The 16,520-nt window shown below is 72.5% G+C and carries 10 protein-coding genes; 3 read left to right on the top strand and 7 right to left on the bottom strand.

Features of this window, described 5'->3' with window-relative positions:
- The first annotated feature begins 46 nt into the window (after nt 1–46).
- On the top strand, nt 47–499 hold the full coding sequence (locus SK095_RS19115; RefSeq protein ID WP_136489925.1) for a DMT family transporter: 453 nt from the start codon (nt 47–49) through the stop codon (nt 497–499).
- A gap of 14 nt (nt 500–513) precedes the next feature.
- Here the strand turns inward: SK095_RS19115 and pbpC are convergent, their stop codons facing one another.
- On the bottom strand, nt 514–2,805 hold the full coding sequence (gene pbpC / locus SK095_RS19110; protein ID WP_320547172.1) for a peptidoglycan glycosyltransferase PbpC: 2,292 nt from the start codon (nt 2,803–2,805) through the stop codon (nt 514–516).
- Between the two features lie 44 nt (nt 2,806–2,849).
- Nucleotides 2,850–7,745, bottom strand: a complete 4,896-nt coding sequence (locus SK095_RS19105) for an alpha-2-macroglobulin (protein WP_320547171.1) — start codon at nt 7,743–7,745, stop codon at nt 2,850–2,852.
- A 128-nt stretch (nt 7,746–7,873) separates the two neighbouring features.
- Here SK095_RS19105 and SK095_RS19100 point away from each other — a divergent pair, with 128 nt between their 5' ends.
- Both SK095_RS19100 and SK095_RS19095 read left to right on the top strand, forming a co-directional pair.
- Nucleotides 7,874–9,217: an MATE family efflux transporter gene (locus tag SK095_RS19100; protein WP_320547170.1), complete on the top strand. Its 1,344-nt coding sequence runs from the start codon at nt 7,874–7,876 to the stop codon at nt 9,215–9,217.
- A 46-nt stretch (nt 9,218–9,263) separates the two neighbouring features.
- A complete protein-coding gene (locus SK095_RS19095; protein ID WP_414153897.1) occupies nt 9,264–10,511 on the top strand; it encodes a TIGR03862 family flavoprotein in 1,248 nt (415 codons plus the stop codon).
- 201 nt (nt 10,512–10,712) lie between these two features.
- Here SK095_RS19095 and der read toward each other — a convergent pair whose 3' ends face one another.
- From der to ispG, 5 genes are all read right to left on the bottom strand, one after another.
- Nucleotides 10,713–12,197, bottom strand: coding sequence for a ribosome biogenesis GTPase Der (der, locus tag SK095_RS19090; RefSeq protein WP_136491489.1), 1,485 nt, complete (start codon nt 12,195–12,197; stop codon nt 10,713–10,715).
- Nucleotides 12,198–12,295: 98 nt separating this feature from the next.
- A complete protein-coding gene (bamB, locus tag SK095_RS19085) occupies nt 12,296–13,438 on the bottom strand; it encodes an outer membrane protein assembly factor BamB (RefSeq protein ID WP_320547168.1) in 1,143 nt (380 codons plus the stop codon).
- Nucleotides 13,438–14,082 (bottom strand): YfgM family protein, encoded by a 645-nt coding sequence (locus SK095_RS19080; RefSeq protein ID WP_136491491.1) that lies wholly within the window; start codon nt 14,080–14,082, stop codon nt 13,438–13,440. Before SK095_RS19080 ends, bamB begins: the two co-directional genes overlap by 1 nt.
- Nucleotides 14,083–14,110: 28 nt before the next feature.
- On the bottom strand, nt 14,111–15,400 hold the full coding sequence (gene hisS / locus SK095_RS19075; RefSeq protein WP_320547167.1) for a histidine--tRNA ligase: 1,290 nt from the start codon (nt 15,398–15,400) through the stop codon (nt 14,111–14,113).
- 9 nt (nt 15,401–15,409) lie between these two features.
- Complete coding sequence (gene ispG / locus SK095_RS19070; RefSeq protein WP_136491493.1) at nt 15,410–16,519, bottom strand: flavodoxin-dependent (E)-4-hydroxy-3-methylbut-2-enyl-diphosphate synthase; 1,110 nt, start codon at nt 16,517–16,519, stop codon at nt 15,410–15,412.
- Between the last annotated feature and the right edge of the window lies 1 nt (nt 16,520).

Raw genomic sequence — 16,520 nt, 5'->3', positions numbered from 1 at the left:
CCAGTTGCGGCATACTATGCCCCGTTCCCGCTCACCGGAGTCCCCCATGTCGTTGCCCAGCTGGTTCCTGCTCGCCCTGCCCCTGCTCTCCGGCGCCATGATGCCCGTGCAGGCCGGCGTCAACGGCCAGTTGGCGCAACGCATCGACAGCGTGCTGACCGCCTCGCTGATCTCCTTCGTGGTCGGCAGCCTGGCGCTGCTGTTCATCACCGCCGCCCAGCGCGAGCTGCCCAGCGGCATCGCGCCGTTCCGCGGGCTGAGCTGGTGGCACTGGACCGGCGGCCTGCTCGGCGTGCTGTTCGTGGTCAGCGCCGCCTTCGCCGCGCCGCGCATCGGCGCCCTGCTGTTCATGTCGCTGATCCTCGCCGGCCAGCTCAGCGCCGCGCTGCTGCTCGACCACTTCGGCTGGGCCGGCTTCCCGCAGTCCTCGATGACCCTCGGCAAGGTCGCCGGACTGCTGCTGATCGTCGCCGGGGTGTGGCTGATCCGCCGCGGCTGAGCCGGTCTGCCGCCTCAGGGCTCCACGACGAACTCCAGCCGCGCGGTCCGCCCGCTCTCGTCCAGCACGCCGAGCTGGTGCCGACCAGGCGCGAAGGCGTGGCTGAAGGAGGCGTCGGCGCCGGCCTCGCCCACCGGGCGGCCGTCGACGAACCACCAGCGCTGCCCGCTGCCGCCCAGCGTCGACAGGCTCAGGCGCAGCGGCTCGCCGCTGCCCGGCGGGCGGCGCAGCCGCTCCCCTTCGCGCACGCCAACGATGCTCAGCGGCGCCGCCGGCAGATCGGCCGGAGGCGGGCAGTCGGCATCCGCCGCCGGCAGGCGCGCGGCGCGCCGCTCGCGGCGCGGCAGCCAGGGCTCCAGCGGCGCCGGCCAGAGCGCCAGCTGGCGGGCCTCGGCGCCCGGGCAGCCGGGCGCCACGCGGCGGCCGCGGGCATTCACCCAGAAGGTTTCCAGCAGCCCGCTGCCCAGCGGCTGGTCCGCCGCCGGCAGGGTCGGCGGCACGGTGCCGTCGAGGGTCCAGGCGAAACGCTGGCGCCGACAGTTGGCATCGTCGCGGGCCATGGGCTGGCCGAGCGGCCAGCAGACCGCGGCCACGCCGACTTCCGGCGGGCGCACCTGCGCCGGTGCCGCGATGCCGCGCTGGCGGTCGCGTTCGACCAGCAGCGCGTGCACCTGGTGCAGCAGCGGCGCTGCCGAGGCCAGGCCGAACTGGCCGGGCACCGGAGTGCCGTCGGGCCGGCCGATCCACACGCCGATCAGGTGGCGCGGGCCGACGCCCAGCGCCCAGGCATCGCGGAAGCCGTAGCTGGTACCGGTCTTCCAGGCCAGGCTGCTCCGCGGATCCGTGCCTCCCTGCGACTCGCCCTCCGGGCGCGCCTGGCCGGCGAGGATGCGCCGCACGATCCAGGCCGCACCGGGCGACAGCAGGCGCCGCTCGCGCAGCGCCTCCTCCGGGCGCAGGCGCGGGCGCGCCGCCAGACCGCCGCGGGCGAAGGCGCTGTAACCGGCGACCAGCGACTCCAGGCGGGTGCCGCCGCCACCGAGGATCAGCGCCAGACTGGGCTCGGCCAGCGCCGGCAGGTGGATCGGCAGGCCGGCCGCGCGCAGCTCGCCGGCGAAGCGCCGGGGACCGTAGGCCTCCAGCAACTGCACCGCCGGCAGGTTGAGCGAGGTGGCCAGCGCCTCGCTGGCGGCGACCGCACCGCTGAAACCGGCGGCGAAGTTGCCCGGCCGATAGTCGCCGTAGTGGCGCGGCACGTCCTGCAGCAGCGACTCGGAGTGGATCAGCCCGGCATCCAGGGCCAGGCCGTAGAGGAACGGCTTGAGGGTCGAGCCGGGCGAGCGCAGCGCCCGCACCATGTCGACATGGCCGAAGCGCGCATCGTCGCCGACATCCACTGAACCGAGATAGGCGCGCACCGCCATGCCCGGATGCTCGACCACCAGGATGGCCGCCGAGGTGCGCTCCGGCAGACGCGCCCGCCAGCCCAGCAGCAGGTCCTCCAGGCGCAGCTGCAGGCCGGCGTCGAGGGTGGTGCGGATCAGCGGCGGGCTGCCCGGACGGTTCAGGCGCCGCGCCAGCAGCGGCGCCAGGCTCGGCTCGCGGCGCGGGGCGAGGAAGATCGGCTCCTCGAGGGCCTCGCCGACCTGTTGCGCCGGCCATACCGCGAACGCGCCCAGCCGGCGCAGCACCTTGTCGCGCGCGGCCCGGGCGCGCTCGGGATGGCGGTCCGGGCGCAGCCGGCTGGGCGCCTGCGGCAGCACCGCGAGCAGCGCTGCCTCGGCGCGGGTCAGCTGGCTCGGCGGCTTGCCCAGGTAGCTCCAGCTGGCCGCCGCCACCCCCTGCAGGGTACCGCCGAAGGGCGCGCGATCGAGATAGAGGGCGAGGATCTCGTCCTTCGAAAGGTGCCACTCCAGCTGCAGGGTTCGCCACAGCTGGCGGGCCTTGCCCGGCAGATCGCGGCCGTGCGGCTCGAGCAGGCGCGCCACCTGCATCGACAGGGTGCTGCCGCCGGACACCACCCGTCCGCCGGCTAGGTTCTGCCAGGCGGCGCGGGCCAGGGCCACCGGGTTGATGCCCGGATGCTGGCGGAACCAGCGGTCCTCGTAGGTCAGCAGTGCCTCCAGGTAGTAGGGCGAAACCTGCTCGGGACGCACCGGATAGCGCCAGACGCCATCGCGGTCGGCGAAGCGCCACAGCGGCGTGCCATCCTCGGCCAGCACCACCCGGGCCTGGTCGTCCGCGGGCAGCGGCAGCGGGAACAGCCGGTCGGCCAGCCAGAGGCCGCCCAGCAGCAGCGCAAGCATCGCGAGCCACGGGCGCAGCCGGCTCGCCGGGCGGGTTCCGCCGCTCAAGGAGCCCTCACCACCATGCGCTCCGGCGCGCTGCCCAGCGCCTGCCAGCTCGGCCGGTACATGGACTCCACCTGCGGCAGCGGTATCCGATAGTGGCCCGGGGTGACCGCGCGCGCCAGGTAGAGCAGGTGGGTGGTGTCGTAGGCATCGACATCCACCGCCGCCACGTAGCGGTCGCCGCGGTACTCCTGGTGACGGACCCGCCCGGCCTGCATGGCGCGCAGCCAGTCGCCGACCTGGCTGCCGGCGTCCGCCAGGCTGGCGGCGCTCTGCGCCAGGTTCTGGTTCTCCAGCTCGAGACCGGCGGGCAGCAGGTCGACCACCAGCGCATCCGGCACCCGCTGGCGGGCGCGTACCGCCAGGTGCACCAGCACCAGCTCGCCGCTGCGCAGCCGGGTGACGTCCAGCGGCTGGCCATCCGGCTGCAGGTACTCGCGCTCGATGCTCAGGTTCTCGCCACCGGCCGCCGGCGCCCGCGCCGGGTAGCCGGACAGGGTGAGCTGCTGGTACAGCGGCATGCCGGCCGCACCGTGCAGGGTCAGCGGCTCGGCCAGCTCGCCGTCCGCCAGATGCAGGTTCGGCCGGACGTCGCTCAGTTCGATGCGCCGCTCGCCGCTGGCCAGCTGCGCCGTCCAGGTCCCCTCGGGCCGGCCGAGCAGGCCGCGGCCGGCGAGGAACAGGGCGTTGCGCTCCTGGGTCGACAGCCACGACCGGCCGGCCAGCTCCTCGGCCAGGCCGAACAGGCGCTGCTCGCGCTGGCCGGCCGCCAGGTCGTGTTCCTCGAGCAGGGCGAGGATCAGCGCCTGGTCGCGCAGCGGGCTGCCGTAGTCGGCCAGCCACTGCTCGCCGTCGCGGGCCAGGACCAGCCCCTGGGACAGCGCCTGCGCGGCGCGCGGGGCATCGCCCATCAGTTCGAGCGCCGCCGCCAGTTGCACCAGCGGCAGGCCGGAGCGTGCCTCGCCGCGACGCTCGAACAGGCTGCGCAAGGCGCCCAGCGGCGCCTGGCGGCTGCGCGCCAGCACGTAGCCGGCATAGGCCTGCACGGCGAAGCGGGTATGGGCGAAATCCTCCGTGTAGTGGGCGTCGATCAGGCCGGGCTGCTGCAGGTAGGCCAGCAGCCGGTCGGTGGCGCGCTCGAGCGCCGCCTCCGGCACGGCGAAGCCCTGCTCGCGGGCGCGCAGCAGGAAGTCGCCGACGTAGGCGGTGAGCCAGTGCTCCTCCTCGCTCTCGGCGCTCCACAGGCCGAAGCTGCCGTTGTGCCGCTGCATGCCGAGCAGACGCTCGATGCCCCGCTCGATGCTGCGCCGACGCTGCTCGTCGGACTCGCCCTCCAGGCCGAGGCGGCGCAGGCTGGCGGTATCGGCGTAGAGCGAGGGGAACAGCCCGCTGGTGGTCTGCTCCAGACAGCCGTACGGATAGGCCTTGAGTGCGCGGAGCTGCTCGCCGAGATTCAGCGGCGGCCGGCTGGACAGCGCCAGCACGGCCTCCCGGCCGGCCGGCGCGAAGTCCGCCAGGGTGCCGGCCGGCAGGCTCCAGGGCTCGGCACCGAGCACCGTGCGGAACTGCCGCTGCTGCGCCGGCCAGGCCGGGCGCACGCCCAGCGTCCACTCGCGGCGCAGGGGCGGCGCCTCCTCGCCGGGCAGCGCCAGTCCCGCCACCTCGACGCGGATGCGCCCCTGGCCGAGGCCGCCCTCGGCGCGCACCGGGATGCGCAGGGTGACGCGCTGGCCGGCGGCCAGCTGCAGCTCCGCCGCGGCGTCCCCCAGCAGGCGCAGCTGCCCCTCGGCGTCCAGGCGCACGGCGAGGGTCTGCGCGCTGCCGGAGCGGTTGTCCAGGTCCAGGGCCAGCGTGGTCTCGTCGCCGCCGGCGAGGAAACGCGGCATGGCCAGCTCGGCGACCAGCGGTGCGGCCACCACCGTCTTCGCCTCGGCCATGCCGTAGCGCTCGTCGCTCCAGGCCTGCGCCATCAGGCGCAGCTCGCCGTTGAAGTCGGGAATGTCCAGGCTGACCTCGCCCTCGCCCTGATCGTCCAGCGCCAGCGCCTCGCTCTGCCGGGCGACGATCAGCACGCCGGTTTCCGGGCGCTTGCCGCCGGCCTCCAGCCCGGCGTCGCCGCCGTAGGCCAGGCTGGCGAGCCGGCCGCGGCCGGCCTCGATCAACTGGCCGTAGACGTCGAACTGGTCGGCGCCGTAGGCCTTGCGGCCGAAGAAGGCGGCGAAGGGATCGGGCGTGGCGTACTCGGTGATGTTGAGGATGCCCACGTCCACTGCGGCGACCAGCACGTGCGCCCGGGCGGGAATGCTGCCGTCGGCGTTGCGCGCGCGCATCCTGACCGTGAGCGGCTGGCCGGGACGCATCCGCTCGGGCGCCTGCAGGCTGAGCGCCAGCTTGCGCGGGGCGCGCTCGAGCGGCAGGTGCAGCAGGCCGACCGCCCGCTTGGGGGTGACCTGCGCCTTGCGCTCGCCGGGACGCACCACCTGGGCGCTCAGGTACAGGTCGTGGCGCAGCCAGTCGCTGGCGATGGGCACCTCGAAGGTCTTGCCCTCGGCCGGCACCTCGATCTCCTGCCACCACAGCGGACCGTCGGCGGACTCCACCAGCAGGTAGCCGTTGCCGGCGGCCGGCGGGGTGACCGTGACCCGGGCGGTGTCGCCCGCGCCGTAGGCCGGCCTGTCCAGCGCCAGCTTGACCTGGTCCGGGCGCACCGCGCCGCCCTCGGCGTTGTCCTGCCAGCGGTAGCCGGCCCAGAAGCGCAGGCTGCTGCGCAGGCCGCTGGCGTTGTCCACCAGTTCGACGCGGTAGGGCCCCCACTCCACCGGGAAGCTCACCTTGGCGGTGCCGCCGGCCGGGATGCTGAGCGGCTCCTCGCTGAGGGTGAGGAATTTCTCGGTGAAGTCGTGGCTCCAGCCGTCGCTCTCGGAAAAGCTCCAGAAGTAGTCGCGCCGCTCGCGCACCAGGCGCACGCTGAGATTGTCGGCGGCCAGCTTGTTGCCGGCCGCGTCGGCCACCAGCAGCTCGAACTCGGCCTGGCCGTCGGCATCCACCTCCTCGCCGTCGAACAGCGCGCGCAGGCCCGGCAGGCGTTCGCCCGGCCAGACCGGCTGCTCCAGCCGGCGGGTGACCGGGCGGCCGCCGGACTCCTGCAGGCTGGCCTGGAGGATCAGGCGCAGCGGCGAGCGCGCCTCGCTCCAGCGGTTCTCCACGCGGATCGACGCCCGCCCCTCGCCATCCAGGGCCAGCTCCTCCAGCTCCTGCTGCTGGCTGAGATCGGCCTCGGTGATGTCGCCGAACTGGTAGCCCGGCAGATTCGCCACCGCCTCGCGCAGCGGGCGCACGTAGAGCTGGCCGGACAGGCGATTGCCGGCAGCCGGCGCGCCGTACAGGTAGCGGCCGCTGACGGCGAACTCGACCTGCGCGTCCGGCGCCAGGGGCCGCTCGCTGCCGGCCAGCTCCAGGGCCAGACGCTCGGGGAGGAAATCCTCGACCAGGAATTCGTGGAGTTGCGGCTCGCCGGCGCCGAGGTCGAGGCGCAGCTGCCAGCGTCCGGTGGGCGCCTGCTCGGCCAGCTCGAGGCGGTACTGGTAGAGGCCGGCGGCGTCGGCGTTCCAGACGAAGCGGCGGCTGGTCTGCCCGTCCGGGCGGCGCACCTCGACGCTCACCGGCTGGGCCGCGATCGCGCGGCCGTCGGCGTCGCGCAGCAGGGCGTTGAGCAGCACGGTCTCGCCCGGCCGGTAGAGATCGCGCGGGCCGAACACGAAGAACTGCAGCGGCTGCGCGCGGGGCCCGGCGATGGTGAATTCGGCCAGGTCCAGCGCCGCGCCGTCCAGGCGCAGCAGGCTGGTCTGCGCGCCCTGGCGGGCCAGCAGCAGGCGGGCCTTGGCCGGCAGCGGCAGCTGGGCGTGGCCGCGCGCGTCGGTCTCGCCACCGGCGAGCAGCGCGCCGTTGCCGTCGAGCAGCTCCAGCGTCACCCCGGCCCGGGCCTTGCCGCCCTCCAGTGCCTGGGTGAATACGTCCAGGCGGTCGCGGTAGCGGTGCGCGGACAGGCCGATGTCGCTGAGGGTGAACAGCGTCGCCGGCAGCGTATGGGCGTAGCGGCCGGCCTCGCGCATCACCGCCAGGTACACCCCCGGCTGCTTGAACGGCTCGAGGCCGGCGATCGGCAGCAGCAGCGTCTCGCGGGTGTTGCGCGCCGGCTTGAGGTCGAAGCGGCCGCCGTAGACCAGCTCGGCCATCGGCAGCAGCTCCTCCGCCTCCCAGACGTCGAGGCTGCTGCTGCGTCCCCAGCGCGCCAGGAAGGCCGGCAGCGCCTGCGGACGGATGCGGAAGAACTCGACGTTGACCCGCTCGACGTTCAGCGCGAGCACCGGCAGGCCCTCGGCCAGGCGGGTCGGCAGCAGCGAGCCGCGGCTGGCGAAGCCGACGCTGGGCTGCAGGTCGCGGGTCTCCAGGCGGCTGACGTGCTCGCGGGCCAGCTGCGCGCCGTTCACCGCGCGCAGGCCGGCATCCACGGTCAGCACCAGCTTGCGCTGCGGCTCCAGGTGGCGCAGGCGCAGCTCGCTGAGGTTGTCGGTGAGCTCCCAGGCGCCATCCACCTTGCCGTCCTTGCTGTCGACCAGGTGCAGGCGCTCGGCGAACGGCTGGTCGGGATCGAGGGGCACGGAGAAGGTCACCGACAGCGCGCTGGCGCCGTCCAGCTGCACCTCGGAGACATCCACCACGCTCAGCTCGCGACCGGCATGCCGTGCGGCCAGCGCGGCGCGATCCGGCGGCGCGGCCGCCTGGCGCTCGGCCGCCGGCGTGGCGGCGCGGCCCGGCTCCGGGGCGGAATCGCGGGAATCGCAGGCACTGAGCAGGCTCAGCGCGAGAGCCAGAAGCAATCCTTTGTTCAACATGGCGGGCTCGCAGATCGGGGACGCGGGAGCTGCGACTATAGCCGAAGGGCCTGGCGCTCAGGGGCGGCCTGCGCGCAAGCGTCGAGTCGTGCACACCTTTATACTGGCGCGCCTGCCATGGAGCCGCGATGAACGCCCTTGCCGACGCCTGGCGTCACGCCCCCACCCGGCAGCGGGTGGGGGCGCTGGCCGCCCCGATGATCCTCTCCAACCTGTCGGTGCCGCTGGTGGCGCTGGTCGACAGCGCGGTGGTCGGCCACCTGCCGCACGCCCACCAGCTCGGCGCCGCCGCGGTCGGCGGCAGCCTGTACAGCCTGCTGGTGTGGACCTTCGGCTTCCTGCGCATGGGTACCACCGGCTTCGCCGCCCAGGCCAGCGGGCGCGGCGACGGCGGCGCCCTGCGCGCCCTGCTCGCCCAGGGCCTGCTGCTCGCCGGCCTGTTCGCCCTGCTGGCCGGCCTGCTGGTGGTGCCGCTGCTGCCGCTGCTGCTCGGCCTGATGCAGGCGGGCGCGGAGCTTGACGCCCTGGCCCGCGACTACCTGCACATCCGCCTGTTCGGCCTGCCGGCGGCACTGGCCAGCTACGCGCTGATCGGCTGGCTGCTCGGTAGCCAGAACGCCCGCGCACCGCTGGCCATGCTGCTGACCACCAACCTGCTCAACGTGGCCCTGGTGGTGTGGTTCGTCCATGGCCTCGACTGGGGTGTGGCCGGCGCGGCGCGCGCCTCGGTGCTGGCCGAATGGAGCGGCGCGCTGCTCGGCCTGTATCTCGCCCGCCGGCGCCTGGGCGAATACGCCGGGCGCGCCGACTGGCCGGCGCTGCGCCGCTGGGCCGGCTGGCGGGCGCTGCTGGCGGTCAACCGCGACATCTTCCTGCGCACCCTGGCGCTGCAGGGGGTGTTCCTGCTGGTCACCGTGCAGGGCACCCGCCTGGGCGACGCCACGGTGGCGGCCAACGCCCTGCTGCTCAACGGCCTGCTGCTCACCGCCCACGCCCTCGACGGCCTGGCCCATGCGCTGGAGGCGCTGTGCGGCCACGCCCTGGGGGCGCGCGACCGTCTGGCGCTGCGCCGCAGCCTGTGGCTGGCCGGCAGCTGGTCGCTGCTCGCCAGCCTCGGCTTCGCCGCCTTCTTCCTGTTCGCCGGCACCTGGTTCGTCGACCTGCAGACCGACATCGCCGCGGTGCGCGCCATCGCCCACGCCCACCTGCCGTACCTCGCCGTCCTGCCGCTGCTGGCGGTATGGAGCTACCTGCTCGACGGCCTGTTCATCGGCGCCACCCGCGCCCGGGAAATGCGCGACGCCATGCTGCTGGCGCTGGCCCTCGCCCTGCCGCTGGCCTGGTGGCTGCAGGGCCTCGGCAACGCCGGACTGTGGCTGGCCTTCCTCGCCTTCATGGCGCTGCGCGGCCTGATCCTCGGCGCCAGCGCCTGGCGCATCGAGCGGCGCGACGGCTGGATCGCAGCGACCTGAGCCCGGCGCGGCGAGCTGCTAGAATGCCGCCCCGTTTCCCTGTCCGCTGCCCGCCATGTCCAGCTCCCCGCTTCCCGCCTCCCCCCGCGTCGCCGTGATCGGCGGCGGCCCCGCCGGCCTGATGGCCGCCGAAGTGCTCGCCGCCGGCGGCGCGCAGGTGGAGCTGTTCGACGCCATGCCCTCGCTGGGCCGCAAGTTCCTGCTCGCCGGCGTCGGCGGCATGAACATCACCCACGCCGAGCCGAAGGCGGCCTTCGTGCAGCGCTACGGCGCGCGCGCCGCCGAGATCGGCCGCCTGCTGGAGGAGTTCGACGCCGACGCCCTGCGCGCCTGGATCCACGCTCTCGGCATCGACACCTTCGTCGGCAGCTCCGGGCGGGTGTTTCCCAGCGACATGAAGGCCGCGCCGCTGCTGCGCGCCTGGCTGCGTCGCCTGCGCGAGCAGGGCGTCGCACTGCACCCCCGTGCGCGCTGGCTGGGCTGGGACGCATCCGGCGCGCTGCGCATCGCTACGCCCGAGGGCGCGCGCAGCGTCGAAGCCGGTGCCGTGGTGCTGGCCCTCGGCGGCGGCAGCTGGGCGCGCCTGGGCTCGGACGGCGCCTGGGTGCCGCTGCTGGAGCAGCGCGGCGTCGCGGTGGCGCCGCTCAAGCCGAGCAACTGCGGCTTCGAGGTGGCGGGCTGGACGGCATTCTTCCGCGACAAGTTCGCCGGCGCGCCGGTCAAGCCGGTGGCGATCAGTCTCGATGGCAGCGCCCCGCGTCAGGGCGAGTTCGTGGTCACCGCCAGCGGCGTGGAAGGCAGCCTGATCTATGCGCTGTCGGCGGCGATCCGCGAACAGATCGACAACGCTGGCCGCGCCGTGATCCATCTGGACCTGCTGCCCAACCGCACGCATGAGCAGGTCGCCGCCGCGCTCGCCAGGCCGCGTGGCTCGCGCTCGCTGGCCAGGCATCTGGCCGGACAGCTGGGCATCGACGGCGTGCGCGCCGGCCTGCTGCGCGAGCTGACCGACGCCGCCACCTTCCAGGACATGACTCGCCTGGCCGCAGCGATCAAGGCGCTGCCGCTGGAACTGGTCCGCGCGCGCCCGCTGGACGAGGCGATCAGCAGCGCCGGCGGCGTGCCGTTCGCGGCGCTGGACGCCAACCTGATGCTGAGTGAACTGCCGGGGGTGTTCTGCGCCGGCGAGATGCTCGACTGGGAGGCGCCGACCGGCGGCTACCTGCTGACCGCCTGCTTCGCCAGCGGCCGGGCGGCCGGACTGGGCGCGCTGCGCTGGCTGGCGCGGCGCTGAGCACTGCGTCGTGATCGTGCCCACGCTCCGCGTGGGCACGACTCCCGGGACGCTCCGCGTCCCCTAGCCACGGCGTCGGGGCGCGGGAGCGCCCCGTACAGCATTCCCACGCGGGAGCATGGGAACGATCAAATCTGACGCAGCATGAAAAACGCCGCCGCCCTCTCGGGCCGGCGGCGTTCTGCACTGCGGGACAGGACCTCAGCGGCGCTTGTCCTTCTTCTTCTTCTCGGCCTTCTTGTGGTGGCTCATCAGGCGGCGCTTCTTGTTCACCTGGCGCACCGTGAGGGTGTTCTTCTTGCCCTCGTAGGGGTTCTCGCCGCCCTTGAACTCGATGCGGATCGGCGTGCCGACCAGCTTGAGTACCCGGCGGTAGGTGTTCTCCAGGTAGCGCGAGTAGGCGCGCGGCACCGCGTCGACCTGGTTGCCATGGATCACGATCAGCGGCGGGTTGGCACCGCCGAGGTGGGCATAGCGCAGCTTGATGCGCCGGCCGTTGACCAGCGGCGGCTGGTGGGTGCTGACCGCATCCTCGAGGATCTGGGTCAGGTAGCTGGTCGGCCAGCGGGTCACCGCCGAGCGGAACGACTCCTGCACCGACTTGTACAGGTGGCCGACGCCGGTGCCGTGCAGCGCGGAGATGAAGTGGATGTCGGCGAAGTCGACGAACTGCAGGCGGCGCTCCAGCTCGGTCTTCACCCGGTCGCGCTCGTGGCTGTCCATGCCGTCCCACTTGTTCAGCGCGATGACCAGCGCGCGGCCGGTCTCCAGCACGAAGCCGAGCAGGTTGAGGTCGTGGTCGACCACCCCCTCGCGGGCGTCCATGACGAAGATCACCACGTTGGCGTCCTGGATCGCCTGCAGGGTCTTCACCACCGAGAACTTTTCCACCGCCTCGAAGATCTTGCCGCGGCGACGCACGCCGGCGGTGTCGATCAGGGTGTACTTGGCCTCGTCGCGCTCGAAGGGGATGTAGATGCTGTCGCGGGTGGTGCCGGCCTGATCGTAGACGATCACCCGCTCCTCGCCGAGCATGCGGTTGACCAGGGTCGACTTGCCGACGTTAGGCCGGCCGATGATGGCGATCTTGATCCCGGAGTGCTCGTCCGGGCCGGGAATGCGCTGCTTCGGCTCGGCCGGAGCGCCCTCCTCGCCAGCTTCGCCTTCGGCGAACTCGTCCTCCTCGCCCTCGTCCCTGGGGAACTCGCCCAGCGCGGCCTGCAGCAGGGCGTTGACGCCACGGCCGTGGGCGGCGGCGACCGGGAAGGCGTCGCCGATCGCCAGCGGGCTGAACTCGGCACGGGCGATGTCCGGGTCGACGGTGTCGACCTTGTTGGCGACCAGGAAGGTGCGCTTGTTGTTCTTGCGCAGGTGCTCGGCGATCATCTGGTCGGCGGCGGTCATGCCGGCGCGCGAGTCGACCATGAACAGCACGGCGTCGGCTTCCTCGATGGCCTGCAGCGACTGCTCGGCCATCTTGGCGTCGATGCCTTCCTCGTCGCCGGAGATGCCCCCGGTGTCGATGACGATGTAGGTGCGACCCTGCCACTTCGCCTCGCCGTACTTGCGGTCACGGGTCAGGCCGGCGTAGTCGGCGACGATGGCGTCGCGGCTCTTGGTCAGGCGGTTGAACAGGGTGGACTTGCCGACGTTGGGGCGTCCCACCAGAGCGATAACGGGAACCATGCGGCTCTCCATGGGTAATTCGTGAAAAACACAACGGCCGCTGCAGTCTAGTCAGTTGCAGCGGCCGCTCACAGGTGTACCGCCTCCCGGCGGTACGTTCAGCGCAGGGTGTAGGCCACCAGCTTGCCGCTGTTGCCGTAGGCATACAGCCAGTCGCCGACCACCAGCGGGCGGGCGCGCAGGCCGTCGCTGTCGACCCGCACGCGACCGACGAAGCGGCCGTCCACCTGGCTCAGCAGGTGCAGGTAGCCTTCCAGGTCGCCCACCGCGACGTTGCTGGAGAACACCGCCGGGCTGGTCAGCTGGCGACGCGCCAGGGCGTCGTTGCTCCACAGCGCCGAGGTCGAGCGCTCGTCGATGCCCTCGACGGTGCCGCCGGCCTGGCTGACGTAGATGTTGCCGAAGCCGGTGGCCACGCCGACGTAGCTGGACGCCTGGCGCTGCCACAGCGGACGGCCGCTCATCAGGTCGAGCGCGGCCAGCTGGCCCTGGTAGGTCACCACGTAGAGGGTGCCGCCGGACAGCAGCAGGCCGCCGTCGATGTCGACCATGCGCTCCAGTTCGGAGCGACCCTGCGGCACGGCCACCCGCTGCTCCCACACCGGGATGCCGCGCTGCACGTCGAGGGCGATCACCTTGCCGCTGGACAGGCCGGCCACCGCCAGCTGGTTGGTCACCACCGGCGCACCGGTGCCGCGCAGGGTCAGCACCGCCGGGGTGCTCTCGTAGCTCCACAGGCGCTCGCCGCTGGTGGCGTCGAGGGCGACCAGGCGGTCGTCCTGGGTCTGCACCACCACCACGTTGCCGTTGCTGGCCGGCGCGGCCAGCACCTCGCTGCCCACCGGGGCGCGCCACTTCACTTCGCCGCTGGTGCTGTCGAGGGCGATCACCTGGCCCTTGAGGGTGCCGACCAGCACCAGGCCGTAGCCGGCGCCGACGCCACCGGAAACCGGCTTGTCCAGCTCGGTCTCCCACAGCACCTTGCCGGTCTCGCGGTTCATCGCCACCACCAGGCCTTCGATGTCCGCGGCGAACAGGCTGTCGCCCTCGGCGGCCAGCTCCAGCTGGTTCCAGGTCTCACCCTGGCCTTCGCCGATGGAACGGCTCCACTGCTTGTCCAGGCGCACTTCCTCGGCGAACTTCTCCAGCTCGGCCGGCGGCAGCTCCTTGGTCGAGTTGCTGCTGCAGCCGGCGGCGAGCACCGCCGTGGCCAGCATTACCGCATGAGTCCAGCGCATCATCAGGCGTCTCCGTCGGCCAGGTCGTCCAGCTTGATCTGCAGCGTGCCGAGGCCCGCCTCCTGCGGCAGCGCGGCACGCGCCTTCTCGTAGGCGCTGCGCGCCTCGGCGCCGCGGCCCAGACGGACCAGCAGGTCGCCGCGCAGTTCCTCGCGGCCGGCGACGAAGGCCGGCGCGGCCTCGCCGGCCAGCAGGCCGAGGGCTTCCTCGGCCTTGTCCTGGGCGGCCAGCACGCGGGCCAGACGCTGGCGCGCGACTTCGCCGAGGGTGGCGTCGACAGGCTTGTCGAGCACCTTGCGCAGCTCGCCGGCGGCCTCGTCGAGGCGGCCGTTGTCCACCGCCACCTTGGCCACCAGCAGGCTGGCGTACTGGGCGTAGTGGCTGCCGGCGAAGTCCTTGTTCAGCTTGCCGGCCAGGTCGCTGACCTTGCCGGCATCCGGCTCGCCCGGAGCGCTCAGGGTGACGTCCACCAGCTGCTGGTAGAGCGCGGAGGCGGCGTAGCTCTGGTTGGCCTGGTGGTTCTGCCAGGCCTGCCAGCCGAACACGCCGACCAGCGCCAGGGCGCCGCCGACCAGCAGCGGCTTGCCGTTGCGCTGCCACCAGTCCCTGATTACCGCCAGTTCTTCTTCTTCGGTACGCGAGGTCACCGCGGTCACTCCCTAGATCGATTCAGGTTCAGGCTTGCGCCAGGCAAGCCGCGAGATGCGCGCTCAGCGCATCCCAGGCAATGGTTTGCTGGGCGGCATCGCCGCGCAGCGGCTTGACGCCGACCACCTGCTGGTTCAGCTCGTCCTCGCCGAGGATCAGGGCGAACAGCGCACCGCTCTTGTCGGCCTTCTTCAGCTGGCTCTTGAAGCTGCCGGCGCCGGCGTTGACCACCAGGCGCAGGCCCGGCACGGCGTCGCGCAGTTGCTCGGAGAGCTTCAGCGCGGCCAGTTCGGCGGCCTCGCCGAAGGCGGCCAGGTAGACGTCGACCTGGCGGGCCAGTTCGGCCGGCACCTTGTCGAGGGTCTCGATCAGCAGCACCAGGCGCTCGACGCCCATGGCGAAGCCCACCGCCGGGGTCGGCTTGCCGCCGAGCTGCTCGACCAGGCCGTCGTAGCGGCCGCCGGCGCACACGGTGCCCTGGGCGCCGAGCTTGTCGGTGGTCCACTCGAACACGGTCTTGCCGTAGTAGTCGAGGCCGCGCACCAGCTTGGGATTGAGCACGTAGGGGATGCCAGCGGCGTCCAGACGCGCCTTCAGGCCCGCGAAGTGCACGCGCGACTCCTCGGACAGGTAGTCGGCCAGCTTGGGGGCGTCGACCAGCAGCGCCTGGGTATCCGGATTCTTGCTGTCGAGGATGCGCAGCGGGTTGCTGGCCAGACGGCGCTGGCTGTCCTCGTCGAGCTGCTCGAAGCGCGCCGACAGGTACTCGACCAGCGCCTCGCGGTAGCGCGCGCGGTCGTCGCTGCTGCCCAGGCTGTTGAGCTCCAGCTGCACCGCGTCGCGGATGCCCAGCACGCCCCACAGGCGCCAGGTCAGCACGATCAGCTCGGCGTCGACGTCCGGGCCGTCGAAGTTGAACAGCTCCACGCCGATCTGGTGGAACTGGCGGTAGCGGCCTTTCTGCGGGCGCTCGTGGCGGAACATCGGGCCGATGTACCACAGCTTCTGCGGCTGGCCGCCGCCGATCAGGCCGTGCTCCTGCACCGCGCGCACGCAGGAGGCTGTGCCTTCCGGGCGCAGGGTCAGCGAGTCGCCGTTGCGGTCCTCGAAGGTGTACATCTCCTTCTCGACGATGTCGGTGACCTCGCCGATGGAGCGCTTGAACAGGTCGGTGAACTCGACGATCGGCATGCGGATCTGCCGGTAGCCGTAGCCGTCGAGCAGGCCGGCGACGCTGTTCTCGAGATGGCGCCAGAGCGGGGTCTGCTCCGGCAGGATGTCGTTCATGCCACGGATGGCCTGGATGTTCTTGCTCACGGAAATTCCTTAGCTGCGGGCGATCAGGCTGGCGTCGGCCGCAGCCTTCTCCGCCGCCTTCTGGCGGATCAGCTTCTCCAGCTCGTCGACCAGGTTGTCGTTGTCCAGCTTGTGCGCCGGCTTGCCGTCGATGTAGACCAGGTTCGGGGTGCCGCCGGTGAGGCCGACGTGGGCCTCCTTGGCTTCGCCCGGGCCGTTGACCACGCAGCCGATCACCGCCACGTCGAGCGGCACCAGCAGGTCCTCGACGCGCTGCTCCAGCTCGTTCATGGTCTTGACCACGTCGAAGTTCTGCCGCGAGCAGCTCGGGCAGGCGATGAAGTTGATGCCGCGCGAACGCAGGTGCAGCGACTTGAGGATGTCGAAGCCGACCTTGATCTCCTCGACCGGATCGGCGGCCAGCGACACGCGGATGGTGTCGCCGATGCCCTCGGCGAGCAGCATGCCCAGGCCCACCGCCGACTTCACGGTGCCCGAGCGCAGGCCGCCGGCCTCGGTGATGCCCAGGTGCAGCGGCTGCTCGATCTGCCCGGCGAGCAGGCGGTAGGCACCGACCGCCATGAACACGTCGGAGGCCTTGACGCTGACCTTGAAGTCCTGGAAGTCCAGACGGTCGAGATGGTCGACATGGCGCAGGGCCGACTCGACCAGCGCCTCGGGAGTCGGCTCGCCGTACTTCTTCTGCAGGTCCTTCTCCAGGGAACCGGCGTTGACGCCGATGCGGATCGGGATGCCCTTGTCGCGGGCGGCATCGACCACCGCGCGCACGCGGTCCTCGCGGCCGATGTTGCCCGGGTTGATGCGCAGGCAGTCGACGCCCAGCTCGGCAACGCGCAGGGCGATCCGGTAGTCGAAGTGGATGTCGGCGACCAGCGGCACGCGGACCTGCTGCTTGATGCGGCCGAAGGCCTCGGCGGCGTCCATGTCGGGCACCGAGACGCGCACGATGTCGGCACCGGCGTCTTCCAGGCGGCGGATCTGCGCCACGGTGGCGGCGACGTCGCAGGTGTCGGTGTTGGTCATGCTCTGCACCGAGATCGGCGCATCGCCGCCGACCAGTACCGAGCCGACGCGGATCTGCCGCGACTTGCGGCGCACAATCGGGGAATGGCAGTGCATG

This window comes from Pseudomonas sp. AN-1, assembly GCF_034057115.1.
In the GTDB taxonomy this organism is placed as follows: Bacteria; Pseudomonadota; Gammaproteobacteria; order Pseudomonadales; family Pseudomonadaceae; genus Geopseudomonas.
This window is presented reverse-complemented; position numbering and strand designations above follow the sequence as displayed.